Origin of the sequence: Pseudoalteromonas sp. JC28, assembly GCF_013319255.1 — a bacterium.
Taxonomy (GTDB): domain Bacteria; phylum Pseudomonadota; class Gammaproteobacteria; order Enterobacterales; family Alteromonadaceae; genus Pseudoalteromonas.
Genome location: NZ_QOKX01000001.1, coordinates 259,344 through 272,184, shown reverse-complemented (window position 1 = coordinate 272,184; position 12,841 = coordinate 259,344). Strand labels below are relative to the sequence as shown.

General features: G+C 42.3%; 10 protein-coding genes. 6 read left to right on the top strand and 4 right to left on the bottom strand.

Annotated elements, in window-relative coordinates:
* Positions 1-238: 238 nt before the first annotated feature.
* The 3 genes from DS891_RS01100 to DS891_RS01090 form a co-directional block, all read right to left on the bottom strand.
* Positions 239-883 carry a CatA-like O-acetyltransferase gene (locus DS891_RS01100; protein ID WP_174168571.1) on the bottom strand — a complete coding sequence of 215 codons (645 nt, stop codon included), beginning with the start codon at positions 881-883 and terminating at the stop codon, positions 239-241.
* A gap of 49 nt (positions 884-932) precedes the next feature.
* Complete coding sequence (locus DS891_RS01095) at positions 933-1,973, bottom strand: Glu/Leu/Phe/Val dehydrogenase (RefSeq protein ID WP_010606399.1); 1,041 nt, start codon at positions 1,971-1,973, stop codon at positions 933-935.
* Positions 1,974-2,401: 428 nt separating this feature from the next.
* Positions 2,402-3,928 (bottom strand): fumarate hydratase, encoded by a 1,527-nt coding sequence (locus DS891_RS01090; RefSeq protein WP_010606398.1) that lies wholly within the window; start codon positions 3,926-3,928, stop codon positions 2,402-2,404.
* 164 nt (positions 3,929-4,092) lie between these two features.
* Here DS891_RS01090 and pabB point away from each other — a divergent pair, with 164 nt between their 5' ends.
* The 6 genes from pabB to DS891_RS01060 all read left to right on the top strand — a co-directional run bounded on the left by pabB (position 4,093) and on the right by DS891_RS01060 (position 11,009).
* Entirely contained in the window at positions 4,093-5,442 is a 1,350-nt protein-coding gene (gene pabB, locus DS891_RS01085; RefSeq protein WP_174168570.1) for an aminodeoxychorismate synthase component I, read from the top strand.
* Positions 5,432-5,992 (top strand): CoA pyrophosphatase, encoded by a 561-nt coding sequence (locus DS891_RS01080; protein WP_174168569.1) that lies wholly within the window; start codon positions 5,432-5,434, stop codon positions 5,990-5,992. Before pabB ends, DS891_RS01080 begins: the two co-directional genes overlap by 11 nt.
* Before the next feature lie 168 nt (positions 5,993-6,160).
* Positions 6,161-7,537: an L-serine ammonia-lyase gene (locus DS891_RS01075; protein WP_010606395.1), complete on the top strand. Its 1,377-nt coding sequence runs from the start codon at positions 6,161-6,163 to the stop codon at positions 7,535-7,537.
* Positions 7,538-7,667: 130 nt separating this feature from the next.
* On the top strand, positions 7,668-7,898 hold the full coding sequence (locus DS891_RS01070; RefSeq protein WP_174168568.1) for a hypothetical protein: 231 nt from the start codon (positions 7,668-7,670) through the stop codon (positions 7,896-7,898).
* A 229-nt stretch (positions 7,899-8,127) separates the two neighbouring features.
* On the top strand, positions 8,128-10,470 hold the full coding sequence (locus DS891_RS01065) for a S8 family serine peptidase (RefSeq protein ID WP_174168567.1): 2,343 nt from the start codon (positions 8,128-8,130) through the stop codon (positions 10,468-10,470).
* A 14-nt stretch (positions 10,471-10,484) separates the two neighbouring features.
* The gene (locus DS891_RS01060) at positions 10,485-11,009 is read left to right on the top strand and encodes a hypothetical protein (RefSeq protein WP_174168566.1); all 525 of its coding nucleotides are present in this window, start codon (positions 10,485-10,487) and stop codon (positions 11,007-11,009) included.
* 447 nt (positions 11,010-11,456) lie between these two features.
* Here the strand turns inward: DS891_RS01060 and DS891_RS01055 are convergent, their stop codons facing one another.
* A complete protein-coding gene (locus tag DS891_RS01055; protein ID WP_010606391.1) occupies positions 11,457-12,827 on the bottom strand; it encodes a YjiH family protein in 1,371 nt (456 codons plus the stop codon).
* Positions 12,828-12,841 lie beyond the last annotated feature (14 nt).

The following is a 12,841-nucleotide window of genomic DNA, read 5'->3' as shown; positions in this document are numbered from 1 at the left end:
AATTATATACAAAACAAAAAATTAACATCAAAAACACAGCAAAATATACACAACCCTCGCAAAACCAACCTTTTGCATACGCTGTTTACAATATTTTACATCGGATTTATTCCAATAAATTGAATAGATATTCCAAATAGAACTTATGAATAATCTATAAAAACAGTAGCATAGTCAAAATTACTCATTGCACAGAACGCAAATTATTTCATCTTCTGCGAACTAACGCAAAATTTGTTTATCTGTCCCAAATCGCTTGATCTATTTTTTCCTGTAGAATTTGAACGAATTCAGCGACGTGTAGACCATCCATTAAGGCGTGGTGGACTTCGATACAAAATGGCATCGTACCATCTGCTTTATTGTATTTTCCGAACACAAATTTTGGGATACCGAAGTCATCTCTACTGTGCCTTGCATGACCAAAACTGGAAAAAGATAGCCATGGAAGTATAGATACATGAACGCAATTTGGCACCTGACTTTCCGTTAAAAATTGCTCGCTGACAAGCGGCCCATTTAATTGCTCAGTTTTACTATGCAAATTGGCACTAATAAAGCGCTTGAAATCGGTTTCAGGGGCAAGCCTTACAAATCTGAAGGTTTCATCCTCCCGCAGAAAAACACTGCTAATTTCTACCACATCATATTCGACTACTGTCCCCGCTTCGATTCGGTAACGAATGGGCGCATAGCTTTGCAAAGCCAACTGCAGTGCATACAGGCAGCTAAGAGAAAACGGCACTGTATTACGCTTACTCATTTCATAAACTCTTTCCATTTGTAAGCTGACGGTGACTGTAAAATATGGCTGGGTAAAATCATTGAAGAAGGAAAAATGTTCTTGGCGAGGCCAAGTATCAAGAGATAGTTTCTTTTTCATACAAAAAAAGGGGCTCATGCCCCTCTCTGGTAATTAAACGGCGTTTTCATTATAGACCGTTTTCAATAATCTCTTGAGCTAATTTATCAGCAATAATATGCGTTGAAACTTTCTCATCTTCAGAACGCTTAAAGATTTCAGTTAGCGTGTCGTAGATGCCTTCTACGTGTTTAGTCGCTGCAGCCTCATCATAACCTTCAGGTTTTGTTTCATAGTAAACATTGATGATTCCACCAGCGTTGATCACGTAATCTGGCGCATAAAGAACACCTTTTTCACGAATGATCTCACCATGACGAGACTCTGCAAGCTGGTTGTTTGCACATCCTGCAATAATTGTGGCTTTGATACGAGGAATAGTATCGTCATTTACCGTAGCACCTAGTGCACACGGCGCATATACATCAACATCTAGATCATAGATTTCATCAATACCAACAGCAGTAGCATTGAAATCATTGACCACTCTTTGTACTGACTCTTCGTTGATATCAGTAACAAATAGCTCTGCACCCGCTTCATGGAGGTGCTTACATAAAGTGTAAGCAACTGCACCCAGGCCCTGCACGGCAACTTTGATACCAGCCAAGTCTTGGTGACCATACTTGTGTTGGTAAGCTGCTTTAATTCCAAGGAATGTGCCTAACGCAGTAAATGGAGAAGGGTTACCGCTTTTACCTTCGAGGCCCATTACGTAGTTAGTTTCTTTATGCATTACCATTACATCACCGGTTGTGATGTTTACATCTTCAGCTGAATAGTAACTGCCACCTAGACGGTCTAGGTGTTTACCAAATGCTCTGAATAGCGCTTCTGACTTGATAGTCTTAGCATCGCCAATAATGACAGATTTGCCACCACCAAATGGTAAACGTGCAACCGCATTCTTATATGTCATCCCTTTAGACAGACGCAGTACATCATATACAGCGTCTTCATCAGAGGCATAATTCCATAGACGGCAGCCACCTACAGCTGGACCTAGCTTAGTGTTATGTACCGCGATAATAGCTTTAAGGCCTGATGCTTCGTCTGAACAGAATACGACTTGTTCATGGTTATCAAATTCAACTTGGTTAAATACAGCCACTTTCTTCTTCTCCAAAAATTATCTATCCCATACGGGTAAGCTCTTAGGTGTGACTTTGCGTTCAATACCACACTAAGGGCAAATAGCGCTGAAATTGGCAAGACTCTATCACTAACTCTAGCACCATTCCACAAATTGAGATGATATAAACCCAATTTAAAGCAAATACAAATATTTAATTCAAAAGAAAAGAAAACAAAGGAAAAACAAACCAAAAATAAAAGCATTAAAGGAATTTTAATTTAACTTATTGAGCTTTTCTGAAGTTACTGTTTACGTAAACGGAAGGCTAATAAGCATTGTAAACATATCAGTACAAAAAAGGAGGCTGCTAGCCTCCTCAATAATGCTTCGGATCGTCACTTTAACACCGAAGACAAATATTTAAGTGGAAAGTAACTATATGCTCTCCACTAACGCAAAACTGATCAACTAAGTTTGCTATCTAACTCTTCAATTCGTGCTTTCCAAATTGCAGGGCCTTGGGTATGCGCATTCTCACCATTGCTATCGACGGCAACCGTCACCGGCATGTCTTCTACTTCAAATTCATAAATAGCTTCCATACCTAAGTCTTCAAACGCCACAACACGAGATTTCTTAATTGCCTTAGCCACTAAGTACGCTGCGCCACCTACAGCCATAAGGTATACGGCTTTATTCTGTTTGATTGACTCGACAGTTGCTGGACCGCGCTCGGCTTTACCGATCATGCCGATAAGACCCGTTTTCTCTAACATTAGATCAGTAAACTTATCCATACGTGTAGATGTGGTAGGACCTGCAGGTCCCACGACTTCATCGCCAACAGCATCCACAGGACCCACGTAATAGATGAACTTATTAGTGAAATCGACACCTTCTGGCAAGCCTTGACCAGAATTCATCATTTCTTGCAGACGTTTATGCGCTGCATCTCGACCAGTTAAGATCTTGCCAGAAAGCAGGACAGTTTCACCCATTTTCCATTCCTGAATATCTGCTTTGGTCAAAGTATCTAAATTGACACGACGCGTATCTTCACCTACTTCCCAAGTCACTTCTGGCCAATCTTCGAGCTTTGGTGCTTTTAGATCTGCAGGACCTGAACCATCTAGTGTGAAATGTACGTGGCGTGTAGCGGCACAGTTAGGGATCATTACCACTGGCTTAGACGCTGCGTGTGTTGGTGCTGTTTTGATTTTAACGTCAACAACGGTTGTTAAACCACCAAGGCCTTGTGCGCCAATGCCTAGCTTATTTGCACGTTCAAAAATTTCTAGACGCAGTTTTTCTTCTGCAGTTTCGGCACCGCGTTCCATCAGCTCATGGATATCAACCGGATCCATTAAGGATTCTTTTGCCAGTACAGCCGCTTTCTCTGCTGTACCACCGATACCTATACCTAGCATGCCCGGAGGACACCAACCAGCTCCCATTGTCGGTAATGTTTTTTCTACCCACTCTGCAACATCATCTGATGGATTTAGCATCACCATTTTAGTTTTGTTTTCAGAGCCGCCCCCCTTCGCTGCAATCATCACTTCAACTTCAGCACCAGGTACTAAGTCAATGTGTACTACCGAAGGCGTATTGTCTTTGGTGTTTTTACGGCTACCTGCTGGATCGGCAACGATTGATGCACGTAGCGGATTATCTGGGTTCATATAGGCACGACGAGTTCCCTCATCTACCATTTGTTGTACCGTCAAGTCAGTTTTATCCCACTTAACGTCCATACCGACTTTAACAAAACAGGTTACTATCCCAGTGTCTTGACACAGCGGACGCTTACCTTCTGCTGACATGCGTGAGTTAATTAAGATCTGTGCAATTGCATCTTTCGCGGCCTTACTTTCTTCTTTTTCGTAGGCTTTTTCTAATGCTTGGACAAAATCAAGTGGGTGGTAAAATGAGATATATTGAAGCGCATCTTCAATGCTATCAATAAAGTCTTGCTGACGGATTGTACTCATGACGGTTCCTCAATTTTCGACGGTATTTTTTGGTATTGAAACTTTCGCTGGCAATTGTTGTTATTCAGCGTCAGAAAGTCAATTTCAATACCTTAAACTATGGAATAGCAGGTAACTATGATAACCTCCCCGCCCGTTTGGGGCTAGCTTTGCAGGTCAAGTAAATGATAAACGAGCAAATAAACTGTACAAAATTAGACATTAGGCACAATGCACTAGAATTATTTGAACACTTTGCAAACGAATCTCAGGCTATCCTGTTAGATTCAAGCGATTCTGATCACATCAATAGCCGCTACGATATCATTGCGATTGCACCAATTAATTTACTTGAAGCTAAAGACGGAAATGTATTTTTAGACGGCGAACTGCAGAGTAATTCTATTTTCACTGTGATGAAAGGTAAGCTTGCCCAGTTTAGTAATTACAGTGCTCCTTATGATTTACCTTTTAACGGCGGTTGGCTTGGTTATTTTGGCTATGATCTCGGCCGTTATGTTGAACACATACCACATTGTGCGGAACATGATATTAAGCTACCCGACGCCTGTGTTGGTTTGTATCCAGACGCGCTAATTTATGACAAAGTACACAAAACTTGGTTTTATGTGTCGCAACCTGATACACAAAGGCTAGAAATGTATTTGCAGCGGCTCAAAGACGCCTCAGCGTTCGAGCCATTTAGACTGACGTCACAATGGCAGTCAAACATGACTAGAGCACAATACGAGCAAAACTTTGAGCGCATTCAATCTTATTTGTTAAGTGGCGACTGCTATCAAATAAACCTAGCACAGCGATTCACTGCTAACTTTGAAGGCACTCCGTGGCTCGCGTATAAAAAGCTTCGAAACCACAACCAAGCGCCTTTCTCAGCATTTTTTAACTTAGGCAATAGTGCTATTGTTTCTTTGTCACCAGAGCGCTTCATCCAAGTTAAAAACAATATTGTAGAAACTAAACCGATTAAAGGCACCCTGCCAAGGTTACCAAATACTGACGCCGATAAAGCGCAAGCTGAAAAACTGAGAAACAGCAGCAAAGACCGAGCCGAGAATGTCATGATAGTAGACCTACTACGTAACGACTTGGGTAAAGTGGCCAAGCCGGGTTCTGTCGCGGTTCCATCACTCTTCGCTATCGAGAGCTTCCCTGCTGTTCACCATCTAGTCAGTACGGTAACGTCCAAACTGGCAGAAGGAAAATGTGCTGTTGATCAACTCGAAGCCGCCTTCCCCGGTGGCTCCATAACAGGTGCACCTAAGATCCGCGCCATGGAGATCATCGAAGAGCTCGAGCCTCACAGACGCAGCGTTTATTGCGGCTCAATTGGTTACCTCAGCGCCTGTGGCAACATGGATACCTCTATCACTATCAGAACCCTAGTTTGTCATCAAAATAAGATACATTGCTGGGCAGGTGGTGGCATAGTCAAAGACTCTCAAGTACAGTTAGAGTTTGAAGAGACTTACCACAAAGTGAATAAAATTCTCCCGGTATTAAATGAAGATTGATCAGGTAATATCGCAATTTATGTTGGCGCCCATCATGACGCAAACACCAACCACATTGCATACTCTAAAGCAAAGTGCGGTGCTTATTCCTATTGTTGATGTAAACGCTCGAGCCCACCTGTTGTTTTGCAAACGCAGCAGCGAATTACCGAGCCACCCGAGTCAAATTTGCTTTCCTGGCGGCAAAGTCGAACAACAAGATAGTAATATCATCAACACAGCACTGCGCGAGACCGAAGAAGAGATAGGTCTGACAATCTCTGAGTCTCAAGTACTGGGCATATTACCGTTTATGCAAACGCTCACCGGCTACCAAATCACCCCCGTTGTTGCTTCTGTACAACAAGATGCGACTTGGGTGAATCAAAGCGACGAAGTGCAACACACCTTTACGGTGCCATTAAATCAATTAAGCGCTGCCGAGAATTGGCGAACCTTCCATTTTACCAATAAAGGCAAACCCGTTTCACTCGACGGATTTATGACACCACATGGCTTACTGTGGGGCGCAACGGCAAAAATCGTCAAACAGTTCACCGCCCTATTTTAGCCCTTAACTGGTAAGACCTTTTTTAAAATCCACCTCCACCTTGCAGATTAGAGACCTTTCTATCATGCTTACTGCAAAACTGGCATATACTTTTGCCGATTATGGGTTACTTCCCTAAGTAGACACGTTATGATGGCGTCCGTTTTAAAGGCAATGTGAGTAAAATTTATGATCAGTGCATTCGATATGTTTAGTATCGGTATTGGACCTTCTTCCTCTCATACAGTGGGACCAATGCGTGCTTCTAGGTTATTCGTACAAGACCTTCAGGCACAAGGCATCGTTGATGATATCACTTCGGTGAAAGTGGAACTGTTCGGTTCTTTAGGCCAAACAGGTATTGGCCACGGCTCTGGCAAAGCTGTTATTTTGGGACTTGCGGGTTACGATCCTGAGACCATAGATGCAGATCTAGTACCAGAGATCTTAGAAACCATAGAAAATGAACAGGTTATCTATCTCGACAAGCAACATAAAGTAAAATTTCCTAAGCAAGGCGCGATTGTTTTTCACCGTCGAAAAACGCTGCCTAAGCACTCCAATGCAATGGAAATCAAAGCGTATAAAGGCGAAGAGCTTGCTCATAGCCAAATTTACTATTCGATTGGTGGTGGCTTTATCGTTACCGATCAGAATTTTGAAGCTGAAAAGCAAGCTGCGCTAGATATCAGAACAGAAAACCCGGCACCTTACCCATTCAATTCAGCCGCCGAACTACTGGAAATGTGTAAAGAGTCTGGTCTCAGTGTGTCTTCGTTAATGATGGCCAACGAGAAAACGCTACGTAAAGAATCTGAAATCAAAGAAACGCTATTCCACATCTGGCAAGTAATGAAAGCTTGTATTGAACGTGGTATGAAAACCGAAGGTATTTTACCAGGCGGTTTAAAGGTTCGTCGTCGTGCACCTAGCCTGTATTTAAAACTCAGTGTAGAAACGCACCAAGATCCACTGCGCGCAATGGATTGGGTGGATTTGTTTGCACTTGCAGTTAATGAAGAAAATGCAGCGGGCGGCCGCGTAGTAACTGCACCAACCAATGGTGCAGCCGGTATTCTTCCAGCGGTGTTAATGTACTATCACACTTTTATCAAAGAAGTGGATATAGAGATTGCCACACGTTATCTACTTACCGCAGCGGCGATTGGGATCTTATATAAGAAGAATGCCTCTATATCTGGCGCTGAAGTTGGATGCCAAGGTGAAGTAGGTGTTGCGTGTTCAATGGCTGCTGGCGCTCTTACCGAAATAATGGGTGGTAACGTAGTACACGTTGAGAACGCCGCTGAGATTGGTATGGAGCATAATCTAGGCCTAACCTGCGATCCTGTCGGTGGGCTTGTGCAAGTTCCGTGTATTGAGCGCAATGCAATGGGTTCTATTAAAGCCATTAATGCTTCTCGTCTTGCTTTGCGCGGTACGGGCGATCAAAAAGTATCACTAGATAAAGTGATTAAAACGATGCTTGATACCGGTAACGATATGAAAACTAAATACAAGGAAACCGCGCGCGGTGGATTGGCGGTAAACATTATTGAGTGCTAGTTGACAATTGTCAGTTCACTTTACAGATGACTTAATGGCATCATGGTGGTAAATCATGATGCCATTTTTTATCGTCACTACAATGAATTCGTCATGATATTACTTATCAACAAAAAGGAGTAAATTGGCTATGTCAGGCACTACAATGGTTTTTTTGATTGTACTTATTAGTGTTGGTGGAGGAATAATTAGCGAAATCTATAAACGTCGCTTGGAATTTAAAAAAATAGACGCACAAAGAACAAAGGTGCATGATGAGCTACACTCAGAGATTGCTGCATTAAAAGCAAGAGTGGCAACACTGGAGCAAATTGTTACCGATGAAGGTTATCAAGTTAAAAAAGATATAAATAACTTATAAAAAAATACGGCTAATAGCGCTACTAGACAAAGGAAAGGAATCCTTTCTGGTTACTTTTTTCACCTCTTGTTACTGTTTACATTTGTTTTCAAAGAAGATAACCAATTGAATTAAATGATAAAAACACACAATTAATTACACTTAGTTTACAAAACTTAAAATTATATAATTGCTAACATTAATTTACTTGAGTACATTCGTTACTGCAAAGTGTACAAAGGTAAATAATATGAATAACAATAAATTCAAATACACCGCTTTATCCGCAGCGATAGTAGTAGCACTATCAGCTTGTGGTGGAAGCGATAACAACAATAATAGTTCAGCTCAAGAGCTAGATCATGCACCTCAGGCTGGTGTTACCCGGCTGGAAAATGTAAAACATTGGCAGACCATTTCAGGCTCGATTCAAGCCTCCGACGCAGATAGTGACAATCTATCAATTACAATATTTGACGGTGAGACAGAGATTTCGCCTGTAGATAATGTTTACACTTTTCCTCATGGTATTTTAACGCTGAAAAGCCTAACCGCTTTTGATTACTTGCCAATATCTGGCGAAGCGGCAACTATTAAGTACACTGTTACTGCAAAAGGAAAGTCAGCCAACGGTAGTATTGAGATCCCAGCATCACTAACTGACCCTCTTGCTTACCAACAATGGCACCTAAATAATACGGGTCAAAAGGCTTATGCACTGAGTGATGCAATGAAACAAGGCTTGGTCGACCTCTACGTCGGTCGTGGCATTATGACTGAAGAACAAGCGATTGAGTACTGGAATAGTGAATTTGCGGATGCAGAATCAAACATCTTAGTCGCTGGTGAAGATATGAATGTACCAGCAGCATTTGCCCAGGGTGTAACGGGCGAAGGTGTGACAGCCGTTGTCGTTGACTCAGGCCTAGAAATTAGACATGAAGATTTGGCTCCTAACGTTTTGCCAAATCGCTCTCTTAACCTACTTGACAATGCGCTTGATAAAACTGACCCTACGAGCACAGCGACTAATGGTGACCACGGGACTAGTGTTGCAGGTCTGATTGCATCTAAAGGCTGGAACGGCCTAGGCGGCCGTGGTGTTTCGCCTGATACTGGTCTTATCGGAATGAATTTACTAGCTAGCGGTGACAAGACACCAAAGCAAGATCTTTTAGTTCATGGCTTTCCTGGCTCTGGGATAACAGAAAGTGAGTCTATTTCTGTATTCAACCGCAGCTATGGCCTTACCTACCCTGTTCAATTTAGTTATTCGGAACTTGATGAAGCAATTGAATCTTATCCAAACAGGAAGCTTCGTTCAGGCAAAGGTGCTACTAACGTAAAATCAAGTGGTAATAGTTTTGTAAGTGAAGACTTAGAAGGCTCATTTTGTGATGACAATGGTGCAAATGACTTAGGATTAACCTGCTACAATAGCAACAGTGAAAGTAGCCAAGGGCACCCTTACTATTTCTCTATTGGTGCCGTTAACTCAAATGGTAAACATACTAGTTACTCAAGCGCTGGGGCAAACCTGTTAGCAGCAGCTCCTGCTGGGGAATATGGCCGTTGGGCTCCTGCAATGGTTACGACTGATCCAATGACATGTTTAAGTGGTAGTTCTGGTTATACTGGTCGCGCAATCGCCAGTTGGACAGGAGCTTATGGAGAGGAGTTCGCTGCAAGCCAATACCCATTCGATTACCCTGGACATCCAGAAAACCCTAACTGTAATTACCGTTCAACCATGAATGGAACCTCTTCTGCAGCACCAAACGCTTCAGGCGTGATCTCTCTGATCCTATCAGCGAACAGTGAGCTGACTTGGAGAGATGTACGTCATATCATTGTGTCAACAAGCACCAAAAATGACGCCGAAAATGCGCCAGTAACGGTGCCAGTAGGCGCTGGTGAATTTATCGCGCATGATGGCTGGGTAGAAAACGCAGCTGGCTATAGCCATAATAACCTTTATGGTTTTGGCCGTGTAGATGCCGGTGCAGCAGTTAAAATGGCCAAGTCTTACTCAACTAAACTTGGTGAAGAAGTTATTACAGATTGGATTGGCCAAGGCTCCGTAATGGGTCAAGATTCTCTAGAGATGGCAATCCCTGATAACAGTGAAGTTGGTGCCACTTACAAAGTGACTGTCTCAGAGGACATCAACGTTGAAGCTATCCAATTCAAACTGGATGTATTTAACGATGAGTTTGGTATGGGAATTCAAAATGATGAAGCTGTTATACAGTCTACAGCTGGTTCTGACTTGGCAATTGAAGTTATCTCTCCGAGCGGTACGAGAAGCGTTTTATTATCATCTAGACAAGCACTGATACGCCCTGCATATGATTTTAGCGGTGCTGGCTTCCAGGTTGGCTATATCCTAAAAAATGGCGTATTTTTATCAAACAGCTTCTATGGTGAGTCAGCTAAAGGAGAGTGGACAATTCGCTTGTTTGACGTGTCAGACAAGTCGTTTGCGACGACTAGCACAGGTGATATTGTCTACGATGGATACGTAAACAATTCAACGCCATCAAAACTGATGGGTGCAGCTGTACGTATCTTTGGCCATCAATCTGCTGAGTAATTGGAGTGTATACTATGAACAAGTTAAAAATCGCGGCATTAATTACAACTTCACTATTCTTAACTCAAGCAGAGGCTCGAGACAACTTGACTCCTAAACTGGAGAAAGTAAACAAAGTGGCAAATTTTGAAAAGCCTGATTTTGGTGCTTATAAGATTATGTCTGACTATGCATTAGTTCCGTTAGCCATTGCAGATCCTAGTGCTGTAATTAGCCAAAAAGGTGAAAAAGCGCTAGTCAAGTCGACGTCTATCAGCCAGTTATTTACTAAAGGCTCTTTAGTTAAAAATATATTCAATGGTGAGATTGCTCCAGTATCTGGTAACATCAACCTGCTTATGAAAGACAATGCGTCTGCACGCGAATTAGCAAGTGAGTACGGCGTTGCTGTTGAAAATACGTATGACGGTGGCCGAATTGCTGTTGTTAGTGTAAACAGCAACCAAGATTTACTAGGTAAACTTGCTGAACTGAAGCAATCAGGAAAGGTAGTTGAAGCTAGAATTGAAGTGTTAGGTACTTTATACACATCTAGATAATTTTCCTGTCAAACACTAATTTTTCTCAAGCCTCATTTAGAATGGGGCTTTTTTACGCTTCAAAAGCCTAATACACTGATGACTATATTTTCTGCTACCCCCTAAAACCTCAGATATGGCTAGATCAAAAGTGACCTCCGTATTTTGAAATCCATTATTTTATAACTAACCTAAACTCGTATACTTACTATTCTTTATAAAATTGCCTATTAAAAATACAAGCATTGGCTGAAACTTAAGTTATACCAATTTAGGCCCCGTGTCTTAGGCTATAGCTTTAGCGATGATTGCTCGAGGAGGGAATTTAATAGCTTATTTTTAGTACCAATCGGTTATGGGGAGAAATAGAATAATGAATATCTGTATGAAGTTAGTCAACTGACCCACAATATTTAGGCGGGTAAATATTGTGGGTTATCAGTATACTCTGTTACTGAGTGTCCTGTTTTAGCCAACTAACCACTTGGCCATGAAGACGATGACAGGCAGAGTAACAAGTGTTCGCAAGATAAAGATTAGGAATAGCTCCCATAAGTTCACCGGGATTTTGCTGCCAAGCAGCAACGCGCCAACTTCTGACATATAAATAAGCTGAGTTACGCTCATGGCAGCAACGATAAATCGGGTGGTATCGCTTTCAATGGAACCTGCGGCAAGAATTGACGGAATAAACATATCCGCAAAGCCGACAACTATTGTCTGCGCGGCCTTTTCTGCCTCTGCCACATTGAGTAGCTCGAGGTAAGGAACGAAAGGTGTGCCTAAATATTGAAATACTGGCGTATGCTCAGCAATAATCAACGCAAAAGTACCTACAGCCATCACTACAGGTAACACAGCAAACACCATATCTAATGCGTTGTGCAGGCCTTCTTCTAGTGTTCCTTTCACCCCTGGAGCCGTTTTAGCCTTGGTAAGCGCTATATCTAGGGAGTGGCTAAACAACCCCTTCCCTTTAGGCACAGCTTCAGAATCTTCATTATGATCACTACCATCAACATAAATATCTTTTTTAAATCTGAGCGGTGGTAAACGCGGCACAATAATCGCGGCAACAAAGCCGGCTGCGCATACGGTAAGATAAAATGGAGCAAACAGGTGTTCAAGTTTGACTTGGCCAATAACGACTAAGCAAAAAGTGATTGAAACCGCAGAGAATGTAGTACCAATGATTGCTGCTTCTCGTTGTGTGTAATGCTTATCTTCATATTGGCGAGCGGTCATCAAAATACCGACACTGCCATCACCAAGCCAAGATGCAACACAGTTTACTGCACTACGTCCTGGCACCCCGAATAAAGGGCGCATCACTTTGGTCAGAAGCGTACCAACCATCTCAAGCAAGCCAAAGTTAAGCAGGAGTGGCAGCAATAGTCCGGCTAAAATGAATACACAAAATAGCACGGGCAAAAGATCATTGAGCACTAACGCCCCTGTATTTTCCGAATGGATCGCTTCTGGACCAACACCATTGAAGGTAAGCACAATAAACACCATACCAACTAGTCGGGTTATTAACCAAATCCAGCTTACATCGAATAGGTGTCTTATTATGGTTATTTTTAATAGCGCTTGGGGTCTTAGGAGTTTAACCACCAGACTCATGATCCCAGTAATACATACTATTGCAACGATCATGTCTTTCATAAAAGGGGCTAGTTGCGCTTGCAACCATTTTGCCATCACTGCAATCGGGATAGTCATTGCCTCCCCGACCGCTACTGGCGTCATAAACAAAAAAATACCAATCAATGACGGTACGATAAACGCAAACCACGTTTGTAAAGTGGAGCGTGGTGTCATAGTGCTCTCTGTCATTTTTTACTTCCACA

Excerpts from the sequence above, each read along its gene's own strand:
- DS891_RS01100 (WP_174168571.1), bottom strand. The coding sequence starts at position 883 with ATGAAAAAGAAACTATCTCTTGATACTTGGCCTCGCCAAGAACATTTT.
- DS891_RS01090 (WP_010606398.1), bottom strand. The coding sequence starts at position 3,928 with ATGAGTACAATCCGTCAGCAAGACTTTATTGATAGCATTGAAGATGCG.
- pabB (WP_174168570.1), top strand. The coding sequence starts at position 4,093 with ATGATAAACGAGCAAATAAACTGTACAAAATTAGACATTAGGCACAAT.
- DS891_RS01080 (WP_174168569.1), top strand. The coding sequence starts at position 5,432 with ATGAAGATTGATCAGGTAATATCGCAATTTATGTTGGCGCCCATCATG.
- DS891_RS01075 (WP_010606395.1), top strand. The coding sequence starts at position 6,161 with ATGATCAGTGCATTCGATATGTTTAGTATCGGTATTGGACCTTCTTCC.
- DS891_RS01070 (WP_174168568.1), top strand. The coding sequence starts at position 7,668 with ATGTCAGGCACTACAATGGTTTTTTTGATTGTACTTATTAGTGTTGGT.
- DS891_RS01065 (WP_174168567.1), top strand. The coding sequence starts at position 8,128 with ATGAATAACAATAAATTCAAATACACCGCTTTATCCGCAGCGATAGTA.
- DS891_RS01060 (WP_174168566.1), top strand. The coding sequence starts at position 10,485 with ATGAACAAGTTAAAAATCGCGGCATTAATTACAACTTCACTATTCTTA.
- DS891_RS01055 (WP_010606391.1), bottom strand. The coding sequence starts at position 12,827 with ATGACAGAGAGCACTATGACACCACGCTCCACTTTACAAACGTGGTTT.